Origin of the sequence: Roseivivax sp. GX 12232, from assembly GCF_021272185.1 — a bacterium.
Classification (GTDB): domain Bacteria; phylum Pseudomonadota; class Alphaproteobacteria; order Rhodobacterales; family Rhodobacteraceae; genus Roseivivax.
The window spans coordinates 105225-125970 of the sequence record NZ_JAJSEC010000009.1; the positions used below are offsets into that span (position 1 = coordinate 105225).

18 protein-coding genes are annotated in these 20746 nt (G+C 69.8%); 15 read left to right on the top strand and 3 right to left on the bottom strand.

The window, feature by feature from the left end; translation table 11 throughout:
• The first annotated feature begins 113 nt into the window (after nt 1–113).
• From LR948_RS15010 to LR948_RS15055, 10 genes are all read left to right on the top strand, one after another.
• A complete protein-coding gene (locus LR948_RS15010; RefSeq protein ID WP_232754896.1) occupies nt 114–1031 on the top strand; it encodes a HAMP domain-containing sensor histidine kinase in 918 nt (305 codons plus the stop codon).
• 394 nt (nt 1032–1425) lie between these two features.
• Nucleotides 1426–3006 carry an ATP-binding protein gene (locus tag LR948_RS15015; protein ID WP_232754897.1) on the top strand — a complete coding sequence of 527 codons (1581 nt, stop codon included), beginning with the start codon at nt 1426–1428 and terminating at the stop codon, nt 3004–3006.
• 154 nt (nt 3007–3160) lie between these two features.
• Nucleotides 3161–3493, top strand: a complete 333-nt coding sequence (locus tag LR948_RS15020) for an Hpt domain-containing protein (protein WP_232754898.1) — start codon at nt 3161–3163, stop codon at nt 3491–3493.
• The gene (locus LR948_RS15025) at nt 3490–5487 is read left to right on the top strand and encodes a cellulose biosynthesis cyclic di-GMP-binding regulatory protein BcsB (protein WP_232754899.1); all 1998 of its coding nucleotides are present in this window, start codon (nt 3490–3492) and stop codon (nt 5485–5487) included. Before LR948_RS15020 ends, LR948_RS15025 begins: the two co-directional genes overlap by 4 nt.
• Before the next feature lie 4 nt (nt 5488–5491).
• A complete protein-coding gene (locus LR948_RS15030) occupies nt 5492–7381 on the top strand; it encodes a glycosyltransferase family 2 protein (RefSeq protein ID WP_232754900.1) in 1890 nt (629 codons plus the stop codon).
• On the top strand, nt 7378–8793 hold the full coding sequence (locus tag LR948_RS15035; protein WP_232754901.1) for a hypothetical protein: 1416 nt from the start codon (nt 7378–7380) through the stop codon (nt 8791–8793). The genes LR948_RS15030 and LR948_RS15035 overlap by 4 nt, the downstream gene beginning before the upstream one ends.
• Nucleotides 8794–8796: 3 nt before the next feature.
• A complete protein-coding gene (locus LR948_RS15040) occupies nt 8797–9738 on the top strand; it encodes a response regulator (protein WP_232754902.1) in 942 nt (313 codons plus the stop codon).
• The gene (locus tag LR948_RS15045; protein ID WP_232754903.1) at nt 9722–11800 is read left to right on the top strand and encodes an ATP-binding protein; all 2079 of its coding nucleotides are present in this window, start codon (nt 9722–9724) and stop codon (nt 11798–11800) included. Before LR948_RS15040 ends, LR948_RS15045 begins: the two co-directional genes overlap by 17 nt.
• Entirely contained in the window at nt 11778–12143 is a 366-nt protein-coding gene (locus LR948_RS15050; protein ID WP_232754904.1) for a response regulator, read from the top strand. Before LR948_RS15045 ends, LR948_RS15050 begins: the two co-directional genes overlap by 23 nt.
• Nucleotides 12144–12673: 530 nt before the next feature.
• Nucleotides 12674–13780, top strand: coding sequence for a TauD/TfdA family dioxygenase (locus LR948_RS15055; RefSeq protein ID WP_232754905.1), 1107 nt, complete (start codon nt 12674–12676; stop codon nt 13778–13780).
• Between the two features lie 286 nt (nt 13781–14066).
• Here the strand turns inward: LR948_RS15055 and LR948_RS15060 are convergent, their stop codons facing one another.
• The gene (locus tag LR948_RS15060; protein ID WP_232754906.1) at nt 14067–14567 is read right to left on the bottom strand and encodes a toxin-activating lysine-acyltransferase; all 501 of its coding nucleotides are present in this window, start codon (nt 14565–14567) and stop codon (nt 14067–14069) included.
• A gap of 88 nt (nt 14568–14655) precedes the next feature.
• Here LR948_RS15060 and LR948_RS15065 point away from each other — a divergent pair, with 88 nt between their 5' ends.
• The 3 genes from LR948_RS15065 to preA all read left to right on the top strand — a co-directional run bounded on the left by LR948_RS15065 (nt 14656) and on the right by preA (nt 17754).
• Nucleotides 14656–14805, top strand: a complete 150-nt coding sequence (locus tag LR948_RS15065) for a hypothetical protein (protein WP_232754907.1) — start codon at nt 14656–14658, stop codon at nt 14803–14805.
• Nucleotides 14806–15093: 288 nt separating this feature from the next.
• A complete protein-coding gene (locus LR948_RS15070; RefSeq protein ID WP_232754908.1) occupies nt 15094–16422 on the top strand; it encodes an NAD(P)-dependent oxidoreductase in 1329 nt (442 codons plus the stop codon).
• A gap of 24 nt (nt 16423–16446) precedes the next feature.
• Nucleotides 16447–17754: an NAD-dependent dihydropyrimidine dehydrogenase subunit PreA gene (preA, locus tag LR948_RS15075; RefSeq protein WP_232754909.1), complete on the top strand. Its 1308-nt coding sequence runs from the start codon at nt 16447–16449 to the stop codon at nt 17752–17754.
• Nucleotides 17755–18092: 338 nt separating this feature from the next.
• Here the strand turns inward: preA and LR948_RS15080 are convergent, their stop codons facing one another.
• Together LR948_RS15080 and LR948_RS15085 are read right to left on the bottom strand one after the other, a co-directional pair.
• Nucleotides 18093–18329 (bottom strand): N-(5'-phosphoribosyl)anthranilate isomerase, encoded by a 237-nt coding sequence (locus LR948_RS15080; RefSeq protein WP_232754910.1) that lies wholly within the window; start codon nt 18327–18329, stop codon nt 18093–18095.
• 36 nt (nt 18330–18365) lie between these two features.
• Nucleotides 18366–19043, bottom strand: a complete 678-nt coding sequence (locus tag LR948_RS15085) for a TetR family transcriptional regulator C-terminal domain-containing protein (RefSeq protein ID WP_232754911.1) — start codon at nt 19041–19043, stop codon at nt 18366–18368.
• A gap of 184 nt (nt 19044–19227) precedes the next feature.
• Here LR948_RS15085 and LR948_RS15090 point away from each other — a divergent pair, with 184 nt between their 5' ends.
• Nucleotides 19228–20478 (top strand): Zn-dependent hydrolase, encoded by a 1251-nt coding sequence (locus tag LR948_RS15090; protein ID WP_232754912.1) that lies wholly within the window; start codon nt 19228–19230, stop codon nt 20476–20478.
• Nucleotides 20475–20699, top strand: coding sequence for a hypothetical protein (locus LR948_RS15095; RefSeq protein ID WP_232754913.1), 225 nt, complete (start codon nt 20475–20477; stop codon nt 20697–20699). The genes LR948_RS15090 and LR948_RS15095 overlap by 4 nt, the downstream gene beginning before the upstream one ends.
• Nucleotides 20700–20746 lie beyond the last annotated feature (47 nt).

The window sequence follows — 20746 nt, forward strand, 5'->3', positions numbered from 1 at the left end:
TCCCCACGGCACTGACGCCCGCCCTTGCGGCAACCCTCAGCCTCCTGCCTCTGCCGACCCTCGCGCAGGGCACCGAACCGCTGCTCGGCTCGCGCGGGCCTGGCCTCCTGCTCATGGCGCTCCTGGTGCTGGCGGTCCTCGCGCTGGCCTTCGGCAGCCGGATCAAGCGCCGTCCGAAGCGGCCCGCGACACCCGCGCCCGCCCCGGAACCCGAGGCCCCGCGCCCTGCGGGCGATCCGGCCCTGCGGCGGCGGCTCCGCAGCATCGAGGCGCGTTACGAGCTGGCCTGGAAGACCGCCATGCGCCGCGACCTCTCGGCCCGGAACGCGCTGGAGGCCCTGACGCCCGAGCTCGACGCCCTGCGCCGCGCCGTCTCGACGGGCCCCGAGGGTGATGAGGCCGAGGCGCTCTCCCCCCGGCTCCAGCGGCTCGAGGCCCGGATCGAGGCGCTGCTTGGCCCCGCCACGCCCGAGGCGCGCCCCGGCCCGGATCTGACCGGGCCCGGCAGCCCCCAGACCGAGGGCGCCGACATGGGCCTGCCGGACATCCTCGCCACCGTGCACGAGATGTTCCTGCCCGAGGCCGAGGCCAAGGGCCTGCGGCTCGACTACGTGCCGACCAGCGCCCGCCCCGAGCTGCCGCCGCTCGCGATGATGCGGATCGCGGCCAACCTGGTGTCCAACGCGGTGAAATTCACCGACCACGGGCGCATCCTTCTGGGCGTGCGGCGGCGCGCCAGCGGGGTGCGTGTCGAGGTACATGACACCGGCGCGGGGCTCGACGCCGCGGCCTTCCGGCGCGCCAGCGCGCGCTCGGTGCGGCTGGCGGGCAGCGAGGGCGCGCAGGGCGGGCAGGGCCTGGGGCTGGCGGTGGTCATGGACCTCGCCCGACGGCACGACCTGCAGGTGACGGTCAGCGACAGGCCGGGCGGGGGGACCTCGATCGGGGTGCTGATCCCGGGCCCGCGCGGCAGCTGGGCCGCTGATGCGCCGGGCCCCGCGCGCCGCCGCGCGGGCGGGCGGTTGGGATAGGCTCAGGGCAGCCGCAGAGATCACAATAGCGTGCGCAGGCAAGGGGTTGCGCGGCAGAGTTGAGGTGGGGCTGGGGTGAAATACCGCCTCGACATCCATCGTCTCAGAACCCGAGGTCACGCCCTAAAACCATGCCCTAAACGTCCCCGAAGGCTCCCGGAACTACGCCAGAGCAACCCGGGGCGCATCCCAAGGCACAAATGCGCCGCACAACCCCGCGCCACACCCCGGCAACACCCCCGGCACCCCCCGCCAATCGCACACATTTTCACCACAATTACATCATATTGCAGATTCCCAGCAGATGCTGCACTCGGGTCGAACGGCGACGGGGACGGCCCCCATGTTTTGGACCCTGCGCCGGGTGTGTGTGAGTACTTCCGGAGGGAACGCGATGTTGAAGGCCTTGCTCGAGGTGACGGATAATTCCGATACCGACAGGGTGATCGACCGCTCCCTGCGCCAGCTCTACCTGGTCGCCGCCGATCCCGACAAAGCCTTCGAGGACAAGGCCAACGAGCTTCTGGCCATCGGGCTCGACTGCCTGGGCCTGAGCCTCGGCATCGTCAGCCGGGTCGAGGCCGGGCGCTACATGGTGGTGCATTCCGAAGGGCCGGGGGCGCCCGATCCGGGCACCATCTTCGACCTTGCGCAGACCTACTGCTGCCACACGCTGGCCGCCGAGGACGTGGAGAGCTTCCACCACGCGGGCCGCTCGCGCATCGCCACGCATCCCTGCTACCAGAGCTTCGGGCTCGAGAGCTACATCGGCACGCCGCTTGTCGTGCGCGGCAAGGTGCTGGGCACGCTCAATTTCTCGGCCGCCGAGGCGCGGCGCCAGCCGTTCAGCGAGAAGGAGCACGAGTTGGTGCGCTTCTTCGGGCGCTGGATCTCCAAGGAATGGGAGCGCGCCGAGGACGCCCGCGAGCTGGAGAAGAAGACCGCGCTTCTGGAGGCGATCTTCGACGCCATGCCGGGCTCCTTGATCGTGGCCGACCTGAACCGCCGCATCACCATGACGAACGAGACCATGACCGAGATGTTCGGCTATTCCGCCGAGGATCTCGAAGGGCGGCAGACCTCGGTCCTTTATTCCGACTTCGAGCAGTTCCGCGAGACCGGGGCCACGCGCTACAACCCCGCCGCCTCGGGGGCGCTCGATGCCTACGAGATGAGCTACCGCCGCCGCAACGGCGAGGATTTCATCGGCGAGACCAATGCCACCCGGCTCAAGACCCGCGCCGGCGTGCCGCTCGGCTATCTCGCGGTGATCCGCGACATCACCCGCCGCAAGCGCGTCGAGCGCCAGCGCGACCACGCGATTTCCGTGGTCAGCCACGAGCTGCGCACGCCGGTCTCGCTGATCGCGGGCTCGCTGCAGCTTCTGGGCCGCTTCTCCGCCGCGCTGCCGGAGCGGGGGCGCGAGCTTCTGGAGGTCTCGGGCCGCAACGCCGAACGGCTGGGGCGGCTGATCGACGACATCCTCGATTCCGGGCGGCTGCAATCGGGCCAGTCGGCGATGGATTTCGCCGAGCTCGACCTCGGCCACCTCCTACGCCAGAGCGCCGAGGACGCCCGGCATTTCGCCGAGGAACACGGCGTCGGCGTCACGGTCAGCGACACGCCCGAGGCCCCGGTGCTGGTGCGCGGCCATGCCTCGCGGATCCAGCAGGTGATCGACAACCTGACCACCAATGCCATCAAGGCCTCGCCCAAGGGCGCGAGCGTCGAGCTGGGGCTCCTGCCCGAGGGCGGCTTCTGGGTGCGCGACGCCGGTCCCGGCATTCCCGAGAAGCTGCAGCCGGTGCTCTTCGAGCGCTTCACCCGCAGCGATGCCGAGAGCTTCCGCTTCGGCGGCGGCACCGGGCTGGGGCTCAGCATCGTGAAGGCGATCCTCGACCAGCACGATGCCGAGATCAACTTCGCCACCGCCGAGGGGCAGGGCACCACCTTCCGGGTCCGCTTCCCGGGCTGATCGGGCGCGCCCCGCGGCGCGTGACGTAAGGGCAATTGTGGCTCGGCGGTGACAACCGGCGCGGAAGCGACGCGGCGGAACGGGTGCAGGACGGAACACAACTCGACGGAGAGCCGCCTTGGCGGCAGGTTCTGGACAAAAATGGAGAGCAGGCTTGGCTGATTATTCACAAAAGGTGCGTGACATACGCAGGCGGTTCCTCGAATCGCTCGACGCCCGGGTCGGGGATATCGACTCGGTGCTGCGCCAGGTGGAGACGGGCGCCCCCGGCGCGGCGGATGAGCTGCACCTCAGGTTGCACGACCTGAGCGGCAATGCCGCGATGCTGGGCTTCGACGGCATGGCGCGCGAGGCCCGCCGCGGTCTCGACGCGATCGACAACGGCTACGGCGAGGCCTCGGGCAACAGCCCCGAGGCCACGGCCATCGTGCGGTCCTCGATCGCGCGGATCAGGGAATTGAAGGCAGAGGGCGAGACCTCGGAATGACACGACACGTCCCGATCGCGCTGGCGCTGGCGGCGCTGGCTCCCGGCTATCTGTGGGCGCAGGAGGCGGTCACGCCGGCCGTCGAGGTGCGCGCCCCCGCCGCGGAGGAGGGCGCCCCGGCAGCGGAGGCTCCCGCCGGTGCGGTCCTGCGCGAGGTCGACCTGGCCGAGATCGGCTTTGCCGCGGGCTTCGAGTTCGAACAGCTCTCGGGCAGCGCGGTGGCCTTCTTTCCGGTCGGCGCCGAGGAGGCGATCCGGGGCATGACCCTGACCCTGCGGCTGCGCCACGGAGAGGCCATGCCGGTCGAGCGGCATCTGAAGCTGCGGATCAACGACCGGGTCGTGCATGTCGAGCGACTGGACGAGGGCCGCGAGGCGCTCGAGGTCAGACTGCCGGTGCCGCCCGAGGCGGCGCAGGGCGGCTTCGTGAAGCTTGGGCTCGAATACGCCGGGGCCAGCTCCGACAACATCTGCATCGACGAACGCGCCTCGGGCGACTTCCTGACCGTGCTGCCGGAGTCGGCGCTGGCGCTGAGGCTCGACCGCGCCGCGCTCGACACCGTGGACCGGGTGGCGCAGGTCATGCCGCCCTTGAAGGTGCTCGAGGCCGGGGCGGACAGCGATCCCGCCCGCGCGCTGCCCTTCGCGCTGCGCGCCGCGGCGCTGTTCGATGCCGAATACGGCATGCTGCAGGCCGGGCAGGGCGGTCTGCCCGCGGGCGAGACCTGGGAGGCCGTGACCCTGGGGCTCAACGGCCGGCCCGACACCGCCGAGACCGGCACCGTGTCGCTGGGCGCGGGCCCCGCGCCGAGCCTGGAGTTTGGCGGCGCGGAGCCGGGCCTGGGCCTCGCGCTGGCCACCAGCCGCTGGCGCGCGCTTGGCGGCGGCACCATCGCCGCCCAGGCGGTGAGCCCGGACATGGGCGGGGACGACGACCGGGTGAGCTTTGCCACCCTCGGCGCGCCCGAGCTGCGCCAGGACGTGGTGGGCAGCTCGACCTTTGAATTCTCGGTGCCCGCCGATGCCTTCGCGCCGGGGCGCCTGCCCTCGGAGGTGGAGCTGCTGATCGGCGCGGGGCGTTCGGTCAACGGGCGGGGCGTGACCGTCTCGGCCTATCTCAACAACACGCTTCTGGGCAGCCGGCCGCTCGACAGCGACGTGCCGGTCTGGATGGATTTCCCGATCCCCGAGGGGCTCGTGGGCCGCGACAACCTGATGACCGTGGTGGTCCAGCGCCAGACCGAGGGCGGCAACTGCCTGTTCGCGCCGCAGGGCTACCCGGTGCAGATCCTGCCGCAGAGCCGCTTCGTCACCGCCGAGGCCCCCGCGCCCGAGAGCGACTTCTTCCTGATGCGCCAGGCCTTCGGCCAGGGCGCCGACGTGATCCTGGGCGAGGGCGAGACGCTGGAAGGCTTCCTGCCCTGGCTCCTTCCGGTGGCCGGCGCGCTGCTCCCTGACAGTGCCGAGGTGCGGCTGGCGAGCAGCCTCGAGGCATCGCTGCCCGACGAGGACACGGAGGAGACCGCGACCCCGCGGCCCTTCCTCTACATCGGTGCCGAGGCGCCCGAAGGCAGCGACCCGGGCCTGCGCTTCGACCGCGGCCGGGTGGAGCTGCGCGACAGCGCCGGCGAGGTGATCTTCGCGGGCGCCGCGCTCGACGAGGTGGGGCTCGTCCAGATCGTCGAGGCCGGGGGCCGGCCGGGCGTCTGGCTGCGCCCCGGACGCGGCCCCGCGCCGAGCCCGAGCCAGGCGCAGCCGCTGCTGCTCGACCGGGGCGACCTGGCCTTCCTCGACGGTGAGGGGCTGGCGCTGGCCGCCTCCACCGCGCGAAATGATCTTGTCGAGGTGCGCTACCCCGACCGCATGGACCTCTGGCAGGTGGCGGCGAAATACCGCCCCTGGATCGTCGGCGCGCTCTGGCTGGCGCTGACCCTGGTCATCATCCGCGTGCTGAGCGGCATCTACCGCCGGTCGCGCGGCACCCAAGAGGGCTGAACCCATGGCACTCGACGTCGACAGCATGGCAATCGGCGAGCTGCTGCTCGACCGGGGCCTGCTGTCGGCGGCCCAGCTCGACGAGGCGGTGGCCCTGGCCGAGGAGTGGAACGTCGGGCTGATCGACGTCCTGCAAAGCCGCCGCTGGCTGAAGCCCGGTGAGCTCTATCGCCAGCTCGGCTATTACTACGACCTTCCGCAGATCGACCTGATCGCCGATCCGCCCGACCGCGCGCTGATCCGCGCCCAGGACGTGGGTGCCATGACCGACGCGCTGACCGTGCCGGTCAGGCGCACGCCCGAGGGCGCGCTCCTGGTGGCCACGGCGCGGCCCGGTCCCAGCACGCTCCTGCACATCCTCGACACCTATCCCGGCCAGGTCGAGATCGCGGTCGCCCCGCAGCTCGACATCTCGCTGGCGCTGCAGAAGGCCTTCCGCGAGGAGCAATCCCGCCAGGCGGTCTTTGGGCTGGCCGACACCGACCCGGTGATGTCGGCGAAAAGCGTCATCACCCCGCCGCAGATCGTGGTGCTCTACCTGCTCGGCAGCCTGTTCCTGGCGGGCATGGCGACGGCGCCGGTGACCACGCTGATCGTGCTGAACCTCTTCATGACGGTCTTCTACACCGGCAATTTCCTGTTCAAGGCGGTGCTGGTCTGGGTCGGCGGCGAGGTGCAGGAGCGTTCCTCCCGCGCCATCGCGGCGGAAGCGGCGGCCATGCGCGACGACGACCTGCCGGTCTACACCGTGCTGGTGCCGATGTTCCGCGAGCCCGAGGTGCTGCCGATCCTGACCGCGGCGCTGCGCAAGCTCGACTACCCGCTGGCCAAGCTCGACATCAAGATCGTCCTCGAGGAGACCGACGACGAGACCATCGCCGCCGCGCGGGCGCTGGAACTGGAGGGCGTCTTCGAGATCGTCGAGGTGCCGCAGTCGCACCCCCAGACCAAGCCCAAGGCCTGCAACTACGCGCTGCAATACGCCCGCGGCGATTTTCTGGTGATCTACGACGCCGAGGACAAGCCCGAGCCCGACCAGCTCAAGAAGGTGCTCGCCGCCTTCCGCCAGCGCCCCGAGAACACCGCCTGCATCCAGTGCCGGTTGAACTACTACAACGCCCGCGAGAACTGGCTGACGCGGATGTTCACGCTGGATTATTCGCTCTGGTTCGACCTGATGCTGCCGGGGCTGGAATACCTGGGCGTGCCGATCCCGCTGGGCGGCACCTCGAACCACTTCCGCATGGACGTGCTGCGCGAGCTGAACGCCTGGGACCCCTTCAACGTGACCGAGGACGCCGACCTCGGCATCCGGCTCACCCAGAAGGGCTACCGCGTGGGGGTGATCGACAGCACCACCTTCGAAGAGGCCAACGTCTCGATCCCGAACTGGATCCGCCAGCGCTCGCGCTGGATCAAGGGCTACATGCAGACCTTCCTGGTCCACACCCGCCGCCCGGTGCACCTGGTGCGCAGCGTCGGCCTGGCCGGGGTGATCGGCTTCGTCTTCTTCATCGGCGGCACCTTCCTTTCTGGGCTGTTGAACCCGATCTTCTGGGGCGTCTTCATCGTCTGGATGCTCTTCGGAGCGGCGCTGATCGAGCCCTTCTTCCCGCCGATCCTTCTTTATCTGTCGCTGTTGAACCTGCTCGCCGGCAACAGCCTGTTGATCTACCTGACCATGGTCGCGCCCTTCCGGCGGCGCTGGACCGACCTGGCGCCCTGGGGCGTCAGCGTGGTCGGCTACTGGGTCCTGATGACCATCGCCTCCTACAAGGCGCTGAAGCAGCTGATCAGCAATCCCTTCTACTGGGAGAAGACGCAGCACGGGCTTTCCAAGCACACCGCGGACGAGTTGGACGCCGCCAAGTCGGAAAGCGAGGCCCTGGCATGACCGCGCTGACCCGCGCCGCGACGGTGCTGATCCCGCTTTTCGCGCTCCTGTTGGTGCCGCTTGCCTGGGTCGAGGCGCAAGGCTTCCTCTCGGGCGCGGTGATCGACATGTGGGCCAAGGCCATCGTCCAGATCGAGGGGCCGGGCGTCTTCCGCGCCAGCGATGCCTTCTACCCGCCCTTGCCCTTCTCGCTGGCGCTGATCCTGCAGATGATCGCCCCCGAGGCGGATGTGGCGCTGCCGCTCCTGATCGGGGCGGCGGCGGCGGCGCTGCTCCTCTACACCTGGTATCTGAACCTGCGCGAGCGCGGCGCCTACGATCGGGGCTCGGCGGGGCTCCTGGTGGTGCTCCTGGCGCTCAACCCCTTCTTCCTGCGCGCCCTGGCCGAGGGGCCAAGCGCGGTGCTTCTGCTTCTGGGCTTCTGGATCTACGCGCGGGGGCTTCTGAACCTGCGGCTGAACGGGGCGGCGCCGGACATGATGAAGGTCGCGGTGGGCCTGCTGATCCTGCCGCTGTCGCATGCCTACGGGATGCTCCTGGCGCTGGGAACGCTGCCCTTTATCGTGCTGGCCGCCCGGCCGAGCATGCTGGCGGCCTCGTCTTTCGGCTACCTGATGTCGATGTTCTTCCCGGTGGTGGCGGCCATCGGCTCGCTGCTTTTCGTCAACGCGGTCCTGAAGACCGAGTTCATCTCGGCCCAGGTGGTTCAGGGCGGCGCCGGGCCCGAGGCCTGGGCGCTGCTGCCGACGCTCTGCGGGCTGCTGGTCGCGGGGCTGGCGCTGCTGCGGCTGATGTGGCGGGCCCGGCTGGCGCTGCCGATCCTCGCCGGGGCGGGCAGCCTTCTGGGCGGGGCCTGGCTCAACGCGCAATACGGCTTCGAGGGCGATGCCGCGGTTGTCGCCCTGCCGAGCTTGGGCCTTGCGGTGGTGGCGATCCGCGCCTGGCCGCCGGGGCGCTTCCGGGTGCCCATGGTGGTCCTGGGGCTTCTCGCCTCGGTGCCGCTGGCGCTTTTTTCGATGCAGGCCGCGGGCGGGCCCGGCACCCGCGCGCTTCTCGACATCGCGCGCGGCGAAAGGGTGACAGGCCCCCATGCCGCCGACGCGGAACTGGCCGAATTTCTTGACAACCGCAGCGGGATTCTCGCCGATGTAGAGCGCAACCCCGGACTGGTGGCCGCGCTCGGAGACGTCGAGGGTTTCCTGGTCGCGGGCCAGCCGGCATATGACATCACCGTGCTGGGCGGGCGCCCGCGCGGACAGTATATCGCGGTGCGGCTCCCCGAGGCGGGCGAGATCCCGAGGGACCGTTTGCTCCGGGCCTATCCGCAACTTGAAAAGGGGGCTCCGCCGCCGTTCCGACTGCGCTATGACCGCGGCGGCTGGCGGGTGTTTGAGATCGTGGGACAGGATTGACGCATGGCTAGAAAGATCGTCGCCGTTGACGATTCCGACATCGCGAGAGAGCTGATCGTCGCCACCCTGGCGGACTTCGGCTACGACACGGTCGAGACCTTCTCGGACAGCCGGGCCGCGCTCGAGGCGCTCTCGGCCCAGCCCGAGACCGCCGACCTGGTGCTTCTCGACATCATGATGCCCGAGATGGACGGGATCGAGCTTTGCGCCCGGTTGCGCCAGCTCTCGGCCTGGCGCGACGTGCCGATCGTCATGCTGACCAGCCGCACCGACAAGGCGGCGCTGTCGCGGGCCTTCATGGCCGGGGCCAACGACTACCTGATGAAACCCTTCGACCGGGTGGAGTTCCAGGCCCGGCTGAAGGCGCAGCTCCGCCTCAAGGCCGAGCTGGACCGCCGCAAGAACCCCGCCGCGCCGGGCGCCGGGGTGCGCGGGGCCGAGCCGCGGCGCAAGCGGGTGCCGGGGCTCCTGGGCGACCAGAACACGCTTCTCGACGCGCTGACCACGGTGGACCAGAGCGAACGGCTGAGCGTTTTCACCCTGACCATCAACGCGCTTTCGGCCAATGCGGCGGATTTCTCCGAGGCCGAGCAGGAGGCGCTGATCGGCGCGGTCTCGCGCAGCCTCGCCGCGGCGCCGATGCCCGCGGGCGACCTCCTGGTGCGCTGGGAGGGCGAATGTTTCTGCGGCGCGGCCCTGGGGCGCAGCCCCGGCGAGGTGCTCGAGATGGTCGAGGCCCTGGCCGACCGCGCCGAGGCGGCGCTTGCCGCCATGCCCGAGGCGTTGAAGGGCGCCGAGCCATCGGTGCGCGGCGCGCTGGCCGACAGCGAGGGCAGCCTCGGCCCCTCGGAGGTGCTGGGCAATGCCTTCCGGGCGCTCGAAGCCGGCGAGGCCCCGGCGCGGGGCCGCATCCACCTCGCGAGCCGCCATGGCCCGTCTCATTGATCCGCAGTTCTTCGTAGAGGTCGGCGGCGTCGCCTATGCCGCCCTCCGGCGCTCGCGTCGGATGTTCCTGGGCGGCGCGCTCCTGACGGTCGGCACGGTGCTCTTCGTGGGGCTGGTGGTCTATGTCGACTACCAGCGCACGCTCGACAGCGGCCGGGCGCGGCTCGCGCATGTGGCGACGCTTTTCAACCAGACCTTCGCCTCGTCGATGGAACTGGCGAGTGCGCAGATCTCCGGCGTGGCGGGCGAGCTCGCCCGCGCGCCGATCGGCAGCCCCGAGGACGTCGAGGCGCAATTCGGCGGCCGGCTGCGCGCCATCGCCGCCAGCTCCGAGCAGATCGACGAGATGCTGATCGCCGACCCCGAAGGCCGGGTGGTCTGGGCCAGCACCGCGCCGCTCATCGGCGTCGACGTGGGCGACCGGGCCTATTTCCGCGACGCCACTGCGCTGCCCGCCGGGCGGCACACGCTGGGGGTGCCGATCACCGCGCGCACGCTCGACACCCAGGTGACGCCGGTCGCCTGGCCGATCCGCTCGCCGGACGGCGGGCTGCGCGGGGTCATCGCCTCCTCGCTCGACGCGGCCTATTTCGAGGCGCTCCTGGCGCGCACGCGGCTCGACCCCGAGATGCTGGTCGAGATCGTCTCGGCCCAGGGGCCCATCGCCTTCTCCTCGGCCGGGCCCGAGATCGCCCCCGAGGGCGCGGCGCTGATCGAAAGCCAGCGCGGCATCCCCGGTTCGGACCTTTCGACCCGGGTCGCGGTGCCGCGCGGCGAGGCGCTCGAGGGCTTCTGGCTGCGCTCGGTCTCCTTCGCGGCCATCGCGCTGTCGCTCTATGCCTGCGCGCTTGCCGCCGCCTTCATCGCCGAGAAACGCGCCGTGGCCCTGGCCCGGGCGCTGGCGCGGCTGCGCGACGAGGCCGCCCGCGCGGTGGCCGCCGGCAACCAGTTCCAGGCGATCTTCCAGAACGTCGACGACGGCATCGTGGTCTTCGACGAGGCCGGCGCCGTGGCCAATGCCAACCGCCGCGCCCGGGAACTCTTGGGCGTCAGGAACGCCGAGGCCGCCGTGGCGCTGGTCAAGCCGCACCGCCCGGGCCAGGACGCGGGCCAAGTGTCGGGCCAGCCCGCCGACCAGAACGCGGGCCAGGGCCGCAAGCGCACCACCGTGGCGCTCTCGCGCCGGGTCGAGGGCCAGACGCGCGAGCTGCGCTGCCGCATCAGCCATGTCGGAAATGTCGAGGGCGACGCCTATTACTGCGTCCTGAGCGATGTCACCGCCGAGGAGCGGCTGGCGCGCACGCGGGGCCGTTTCGTGCAGTCGATCAACCACGAGCTGCGCACGCCGCTGACCGCCATGGCGGGCTCGCTCGACCTGTTCCTGACCCGCTTCGGCGGCGAACTGGTCCCGAGCGGGCGCAAGCTGGTGGAACTCTCCAAGGGCAACGCCGACCGCATGCTGATGCTGGTCGACGACATCCTGACGCTGCAGGCCATCGACCAGAACCAGCTGGTGATCGAGCCCGCCCCGACCCGCGCGACCGAGATCGTGACCGATGTGGCCGCCGCGCTCGCGGGCTACGCCGAGAACTTCAGCGTCACCCTGCGGGTCGAGCCCGGCGCCGAGGGACGGCTGATCTCCGTCGACCGCCGGCGGGTGCAACAGGCGCTGGTCAACCTTGTGACCAATGCCATCAAGTATTCCCCGCCGGGCGGCGAGGTGGTGCTGGGTGCCAGCGCCCGCCAGGGCGGCGCGCTGGCGCTCTGGGTGCGCGACCAGGGGCCGGGCATCCCAGACCACGCCCGCGCCGCGATCTTCGAGCGTTTCGCCCGGCCCGCCCATGCCCCCGGCGTGCAGGTCACCGGCACCGGGCTGGGCCTGGCCATCGCCCGCGAGCTGGTCGAGCGGCAGGGCGGGGCGGTCGAGCTCGACACGCGCCACGCCGAGGACGGCGCATCGACCGAGACCCAGGGCTCCACCTTCCGGCTGGTCTTTCCCGCTGCCGCGCCGGACACCCCCGAGATTGACGAGGCACGCCATGAAGATCCTGTTGGTCGATAACGAACGCGACATCATCTCGCTCGTGGAGATCGCGCTCGAGATCGAGGACGACATCGAGCTGACCACCGCCACCTCGGGCCGCGAGGGGCTTGCGCTGATCGAGGCGCAGCGCTTCGACGGGTTCCTCTTCGACCTAATGATGCCGAAGCCCGACGGCCACGACCTGCTGGCGGGCGTGCGGGCCTCGGCGCTCAACGCCGACCGCCCGGTGATCATTTGCACCGCGAAATCCGAGGCCCATGCCTCGGCCGAGCTGCAGGCGGCGGGGGCGACGAAGATCCTGCCCAAGCCCTTCGACCCGCGCCGGCTGGCCGATGTGATCCGTTCGGTGGTGGCGGGCTGAGGGCTAGGGTGGTGGCCGGGCCGAAGAGGGTCGGGCAGGGCGGTTGCTCTCTCGGGATTCGGTGAGGCGCGCGGTGACGCTCGGAAAAGGGTCCACCTGCCGCCCCCGGAGCGGCTGATTTTCTGAGAAAATCATGCGCGCCCCGCCGTCACGCGATGCGGGATCGGCGCGCCGCGCACCGCATTCTCACCCCGCGCCATGCGCAACCCGTGGCGCCGTGTCCGTCGTTCGCACCCCGCGCCATAAGCGACCCGCCGCTGTGCGCCCGGCCGCTGCGCTCCGCGCCATGCGCGACCCGCAAGGCCGCGCGGCCCCGCTGCTCCCCGCACCCCCGCCGCGTTTGGTTGCAGCCGCCCCGGCGCCTGTGCTCTATTTGCGCCGGACGAGAAACGACCACGCGATTTGCCATGTGCACCGTTCTGGGAAGATGTCCGGGCCATCCGCATGCGAAGGCCCACGAGTGGTGGCCGCCCCCGCGGGCGGCCCGTCTTCACGCGCCCTGAACGCACTCACAGACAAATGGACAAATCATGCAACCGACTCTCACCACCGGGGCCGAGGGCCTCGACCTCGTCTGGCCTGACGGCACCGCGGGCTTTTTCCCCTACATCTGGCTGCGCGACACCGATCCCGCGGGCTTCCACCCGCAGACCGGCGAACGTGCCTTTGATCTGACGAGCGTGCCGCTCGACGTGGCGCCCGAGAGCGCCGAGCTGGCGCCCGACGCGCTGGTCCTGACCTGGCCCGGCCAGGAGGCGCCGAGCCGCTTCGACCTCGACTGGATCAAGGCCCACCGCCCCGGCCAGCGCCGCGCAGATCCCGCCGACCTCGCGCCGGTGATCTGGCGCCGCGACCTCGGCGCCGCGGGCATCCCGCGCGTCTCGGCTGAGGAGGTGCTGACCACCGAGGAGGGGCTGGCCCACTGGCTGGCCGAGACCAAGCGCTACGGGCTCTCGATCGTGACGGGCCTCGCCGACACCACCGAGGCGGGCATGGATGTCGCCCGCCGCGTCGGTTTCCTGCGCGAGACCAACTTCGGGCGCACCTTCGAGGTCGTCTCCAAGCCCGATCCGAACAACCTGGCCTATACCTCGGACGCGCTGCCGCTGCACACCGATCTGACCAACCAGGAGCTGCCCCCGGGCTACCAGTTCCTGCATTGCCTCGCGAACGAGGCCGAGGGCGGCGGTTCGGTCTTCTGCGACGGCCGCGCCGTGGCCGAGGACCTCAAGGCTGAAGACCCCGAGGCCTTCGAAGTGCTCAGCACCGTCACCGTGCCCTTCCGCTTCCACGACGCGGAGACCGACATCCGGGGCCGCAAGACGGTGATCACCCTCGATGCCCGCGGCGAGGTCTCGGAGATCTGCTTCAACGCGCATCTGGCGGACATCCTCGACCTCGATCCCAAGGACATGGTGCCCTTCTACCGCGCCTACCGCCGCTTCATGGAGCTGACCCGCGACCCGGCCTATTCGGTCTCGCTGAAGCTCTCGGGCGGCGAGATGGTGGTCTTCGACAACCGCCGGGTGCTGCACGGCCGCGAGGCCTTCGACCCGGGCACCGGTTTCCGCCACCTGCACGGCTGCTACGTCGACCGCGGCGAATGGGACAGCCGGCTGCGGGTGTTGTCGCGGTAAGGTTTTGGTTCGTCCCTTGAGTGGGGTTTTGCGCCCCGGCGGCGGGGATGTGTCGCCGGGGTGAGAAGGATCGGCCCGGCCTTGCGGCCGGGCCGACCCGTGCGAGGGCGCTGCCCTCGCGCTCCCGGAGTATTTTGGGCCCGGTCAGGCCTGTATTGGGGGGCGCTTTTTTGGCGGGCTCTGTGCGGGGGATGCTGACCGTGGGAGCCGTGGGAGGCAGAAGGGCGGCGCCAGGTGGTCGGGGCTTGGGGGTGTTCCTGGGCGTTTTTTGTCGGGCGGCGGGCCGTCAGGCGGGCGTGGCGTCGCGGGCGGGGGGCAGTTTGCGCAGGAGGCGCACACCCTCGCGGGTGAAGGCCACGACGCGGCGCTCGCCGCCGGGCGAGGGGCGCAGGACATGCACCCGGGCATCCCCCGCGAAGAGCGGGCCGCGGATGTCGCGCAGGACCGGTTTCAGCGCCGGGCCCTCGGCGATGATGCTCAGGAGCCAGAGATCCGGCCCCGAGGTCCAGGCGGCGAGGTTCGGCAGGCGGCCGTTCTCCAGGTATTCCTCGGTCATCTCGGCATCGAGCCGGGCCCAGATCAGCGCCGCGGCGGGGCGGCCGCGGGGATCGGCATAGAGCCGGAACTGCCCGCTCATCATCGCGCCGTGCAGGATCGAGATCGCGTGATCGAGCCTGTGACGGCCGAAGCTTTCCGTGGTGGCCGCCAGAAGCGCCAGCTGACCGAGGGTCCGGTCGTAGTCCGCGAGCGAGCCCCGCGGATCCGGGGAAAGCGCCGTGAGCGACATGGGTGAAGTTCAAAAGACTTTGTTTTGCGGCCATTCTAGGCCAAACTGCCCGCGCGATCCATGTTCAGAAGTAAGGGGGGATACTTTCATGTCTGACAGCACATCGCGCAGCGAGGCCTACCTGGAAATTCTCAACAAACCCTTGGCCTTTCCATTTCCCAAGAAGGAAGCCCGGATCGAGACCGGGCTGACGGCGGAGCAGCGGTCCGAGCTTCTCGGAATGACCGGTCGCGCCTGAGGGCGGCCGGCCAGGTGACCCGGGCGGGCATCTGCCCTGCACGGCGGTGATGGTGACGGGCGGGCCTTGGGCCCGCCTTTTTTGTTGCCGGGCGGGGTGTTGGCGGGGGTTCGCCTCTGGGCCGGGCGGGTTTGTGCGGGGAGATGCGGCCAGCGCCTCTTTTCCGGGCAGCATGGTCTTCCGTGGCGGGGTGTGAGGCGGAAAATGCCCCGGGATAAAATTTACCGTTTGATAAAAAAATAATCCGTGCCAAGCTTCCCGAAAAAGAGACCAACAGGAGGGAACACCATGGCCGACCCGTTGACACCGGGCATCACCGCCGGCCGTCTGCCGGCCGCGGCGCTTGCGGAGAACTTTGCCGATCTGCACGCGCCGCTCGATCCGCACGAGGCGTCCGTCGCCGCGGATCGCTGCTATTTCTGCTACGACGCGCCCTGCGTCACCGCCTGCCCGACGGAGATCGACATCCCGCTCTTCATCCGGCAGATCGCCACCGGCCAGGCCGAGGCGGCGGGGCGGACGATCTTTGACCAGAACGTCCTGGGCGGCATGTGCGCCCGGGTCTGCCCGACCGAGGATCTCTGCGAGGGCGCCTGCGTCCGCGAGATCGCCGAGGGCAAGCCGGTGGAGATCGGCCGGCTGCAGCGTCATGCCACCGATGCGCTCATGGCGCGCCAGAGCCATCCCTATGCGCGGGCGGCGGAGACCGGCAAGCGCGTGGCGGTGGTCGGCGCGGGCCCGGCGGGCCTCGCTTGCGCGCATCGCCTGGCGATGAAGGGCCACGACGTGGTGGTCTATGAGGCCCGCGAGAAGCCGGGCGGGCTCAACGAGTTCGGCATCGCCGCCTACAAGTCGGTCGAGGATTTCGCCCAGCGCGAGGTCGCCTGGCTGGTCCAGGTGGGCGGCATCACGCTGGACTACGGCAAGGCGCTTGGCCGGGAGATCACGCTCGACGGGCTGAAGGCCGAATATGACGCGGTCTTCCTGGGGCTGGGCCTGGGCGATGTGAACGCGCTTGGCATCCCCGGCGACGATCGCGACGGCGTCGAGGACGCGGTGCGTTTCATCGCCGATCTGCGCCAGGCCTCGGATCTGGCCAGCCTGCCCGTGGGCCGCAACGTGGTGGTGATCGGCGGCGGCATGACCGCCATCGACGCCGCGGTGCAGTCGAAGCTTCTGGGCGCCGAGACGGTGACCATCGCCTACCGCCGGTCGCAGGACCGCATGGGCGCCTCGGAGTTCGAACAGGACCTGGCGACCTCGAAGGGGGTGCGCATCCTCTGCAACGTCCAGCCCAAGGCGGTGCATGGCAACGGCGCGGCGGTGGAGCTTGAGCTCGAGTATACCGCCGATGACGGCAGCGGGCTGAAGGGCACCGGCGAGAGCCTGCGCCTGCAGGCCGACCAGGTCTTCCGCGCCATCGGCCAGACGCTGGTGCCGGTTGCGGGGCTCGAGATGGAGGGCCGCAAGATCCGCGTCACCGGCGCGGGCCGCACCTCGGAGGCGGGCATCTGGGCCGGCGGCGACTGCACGCCGGGCGAGGACCTGACCGTGGTCGCCGTCGCCGAGGGGCGCGACGCGGCCGAGGACATTCACAGCGCGCTAAGCGGCGCCTGAGCCAGGACAAGGGAGATCAGCGACATGGCCAATCTCGAAACCGATTTCGTGGGCATCAAGAGCCCGAACCCCTTCTGGCTCGCCTCGGCGCCGCCGACCGACAAGGAGTACAACGTCCGCCGCGCCTTCGAGGCCGGCTGGGGCGGGGTGGTCTGGAAGACGCTCGGCGCCGAGGGCCCGCCGGTGGTCAACGTCAACGGGCCGCGCTACGGCGCGATCTACGGCGCGGACCGGCGGCTCCTGGGGTTGAACAACATCGAGCTCATCACCGACCGGCCGCTGGAGGTGAACCTCGAGGAGATGGCGCGGGTCAAGGCGGATTATCCTGACCGGGCGCTGATCGCCTCGATCATGGTGCCCTGCGAGGAGGCCGCCTGGAAGGCGATCCTGCCGCGGGTGGCGGAGACCGGCGCGGACGGGATCGAGCTGAACTTCGGCTGCCCGCACGGCATGTCCGAGCGCGGCATGGGCTCGGCCGTGGGCCAGGTGCCGGAATACATCGAGATGGTCACCCGCTGGTGCAAGCAGTATTACGACCGGCCGGTGATCGTGAAGCTCACGCCCAATATCACCGATGTGCGCAAGCCCGCGGCGGCGGCCCGGAACGGCGGGGCCGACGCGGTGTCGCTGATCAACACGATCAACTCGATCACCTCGGTCGACCTCGACCTGATGGCGCCGCAGCCGACGATCGACGGCAAGGGCAGCCACGGCGGCTATTGCGGGCCGGCGGTGAAGCCCATCGCGCTCTCGATGGTCTCGGAGATCGCGCGGGATCCGGCGACGCATGGCATGCCGATCTCGGGCATCGGCGGGGTGACCACCTGGCGCGACGCGGCGGAGTTCCTGTCGCTGGGCGCGGGCAACGTGCAGGTCTGCACCGCGGCCATGACCTACGGCTTCCGCATCGTCGAGGAGATGGCGCGCGGGCTCTCGGCCTGGATGGACGAGAAGGGCTACAGCTCGGTCTCCGAGGTGGTCGGCCGCGCGGTGCCCAATGTCACCGACTGGCAGTATCTGAACCTCAACTACGTGACCAAGGCGCGCATCGACCAGGAGGCCTGCATCCAGTGCGGGCGCTGCTACGCGGCCTGCGAGGACACCTCGCACCAGGCGATCGCGATGAAGGAAGGCCGGGTCTTCGAGGTGATCGACGAGGAATGCGTGGCCTGTAACCTCTGCGTGGACGTCTGCCCGGTGGAGGATTGCATCACCATGGTCGAGATGGCGCCCGGGGCGGTGGATCCGCGGACCGGCAAGACGGTCGAGAAGGACTACGCCAACTGGACGACGCATCCGAACAACCCCGCGGCGGTGGCTGCGGCGGAGTGAGCGGTGAGGACCGGCGCGGCGGCGGTCGCGCCGGTTTTTTTGATGAGGGTTGGGGTTGTGTGTTGGATGCGTTTTTCGTTGGGCTGAGGTGTTCGGCTCTACCCAGCACTTGTGGACTTTTGCTTGGGCGCGCACGCATCTTCGCGCCCTTAAGTCGAGAAAATTAGATAATTTTCTCGACCACGATGTTAGATAACATCGTGGTCTAGTCAGCTGGGCAGAGGAAGACGGGCTCCGGCCAGATCGCAATCTGCCTTGCCTGACCCGTAACCGATAGCCTGCCACCCCGGAACCGCGCACGCCCCGGGCCAACCATCCTCCCTCTTACACCTCACCCCTCACACATGCAGCTTCACCTTCCCGCTATTGCAGATCACGATGAACTGCCCGCCGCATTCCACAAGGTGAAATCCCCGCATCCGCACCTCGCGCAAAAACGCCTCCCGCCCGATCATCCGCTGCACGTCCCGGACCGAGCGGCGCACCACGCCGCCCTTGGCGACCGCCTTGGCGCCAAACAATTGCGCCAGCCATTGATCCCGCGTGGGATGCGCATTGATACGGGGCATATCCATGCCCGCGATCCTGCCGCGCGCAGGGTGAATATTGCGTTAAGCCTTGGGCGTAGCCGGGGGCGCAGGCACATCGGGCGGCGTCAGCATCTGGCGGAACATCGCGTCCACATGCGCCGTGGCGGTGGTCCAGCGCGGCCGCTCCTCGGGCATCAGGACCGCGATCTGCGCCTCGAAGTCGGCGTAATGCTGGGTCACCGCCCAGATCGTCATCAGGAGGTGCTCGGGCGCCACCGGCGCGATCCGGCCGGCCTCGATCCACTGGCGGATCAGCGCGCATTTCTCCTCGAACAGGGGCTTCAGCCCGCGCTCGAGATGCGGACCCATGCGCGGCGCGCCCTGCAGCACCTCGTTGGCGAAGAGCCGGCTCTGGCGTGGCATGGTGCGGCTCATTTCGAGCTTCTTGTGCACATAGCCCATCAGCGCCTCGAGCGGCGGATCATCCGCCCCGAGCGCGCGCAGGGGCGCCACCCAGCTTTCCATCAGCGCGTTCAGAAGCGCCACGTGGATCGCCGCCTTGCTGTCGAAGTAATACAGCATGTTGGGCTTCGACATCTCCGCCCGCGCGGCGATCTGGTCGAGCGTCGCGCCGCGGAATCCCTCGGCCGCGAAGACGTCGAGCGCGGCATCGAGGATGCGCTTGCGGTTCTTCTCCTGGATCCGGCTGCGGCGCTTGCCGGAGCGGGCAGGGATCGGGGCAGTCCCGTCTTCGGCCATAGGCGTCGTCCCGTCGATGCCTTACTGTGCAGCAAGGGGGTGGTTTTCGCGATGATCCGGCGCTTGGGGACGACGCTCGCTTGACAGGGGCGCGACCCGTTGCAATCGTGACTTGACCAAATGGTAAAAAACCGACGCGAGAAAGGTCAAGAAGGCCGCGCGCGACAAAAGACAGGGATGTGACATGGCAGCACCGGGAGAGAACCTCCGCATCGACGGGGATCGGCTCTGGGAGAGCATAATGGAGATGGCCAAGATCGGCCCCGGGGTCGCGGGCGGCAACAACCGCCAGACCGTGACCGACGAGGACGGCGAGGGGCGCGCGCTCTTCCAGTCCTGGTGCGAGGCCGCGGGCTGCTCCATGGGGCTCGACCAGATGGGCAACATGTTCGCCCGCCGCGAGGGCACCGACCCCGAGGCCCTGCCGGTCTATGTCGGCAGCCACCTCGACACCCAGCCGACGGGGGGCAAATACGACGGCGTCCTGGGGGTGCTCGGCGGGCTCGAGATCCTGCGCACGCTCAATGACCTGGGCATCAAGACCCGCCACCCGATCGTGGTGACCAATTTCACCAACGAAGAGGGCACGCGCTTCGCCCCGGCCATGCTGTCCTCGGGCGTCTTCGCCGGCGTCCACAGCCAGGACTGGGCCTATGAGCGCGAGGATGCCCAGGGCAAGCGCTTCGGCGACGAGCTCAAGCGCATCGGCTGGCGCGGCGAGGAAGAGGTCGGCCAGCGCAAGATGCATGCCTTCTTCGAGCTGCACATCGAACAGGGTCCGATCCTCGAGGCCGAGCGCAAGGACATCGGCGTGGTCACCCACGGCCAGGGCCTCTCCTGGACCCAGGTCACCGTGACCGGCAAGGAAAGCCACACCGGCTCCACGCCCATGCCGATGCGCAAGAACGCCGGGCTCTGCATGGCGCGCATCCTCGACAAGGTCGACGAGATCGCCTGGTCGCACAAACCCCATGCGGTGGGCGCCGCGGGCCATATCGACATCTACCCCAACTCGCGCAACGTGATCCCCGGCAAGGCGGTCTTCACCGTCGACTTCCGCTCGCCCGACCTGTCGGTGATCGAGGACATGGAACGGCGCCTGCGCGACGAGGGCGGCCAGATCGCCAAGGACATGGGCCTCGAGATCGCCTTCGAGAAGGTCGGCGGCTTCGACCCGGTCGAGTTCGACAAGACCTGCGTGACCGCGGTGCGCGATGCCGCCGAACGGCTCGGTTACTCGCACCAGGACATCATCTCGGGCGCGGGCCACGACGCCTGCTGGATCAACCAGGTGGCGCCCACGGCGATGATCATGTGCCCCTGCGTCGACGGGCTGTCGCACAACGAGGCCGAGGAGATCACCAAGGACTGGGCGCGCGCCGGGGCCGATGTGCTCATGCATGCGGTGGTCGAAACCGCGGGGATCGTCGAGTGAGACCCGCGCTCATCCTCCTTCTCGCGCTTGGCGCCGCGGCCTGCGGACGCGGCGGGGTGGGGGATGCGCTGCGGGTTCTGCCCGACGGCACCGCGATCCTGAACGACACCAGCGACGCCCAGCTCATCGTCGACGCGCGGGGCTGCCAGAGCGTCGTGCCCGCCAGCGGCGGCCCGGCCGAGCCGGTCACCGACGCCGACGGCAACCAGGTCTGCGCCTGAGCCCGCCTCCGGGCCGCGCGCGCCGAAGATCAACGACCGGGGCCACC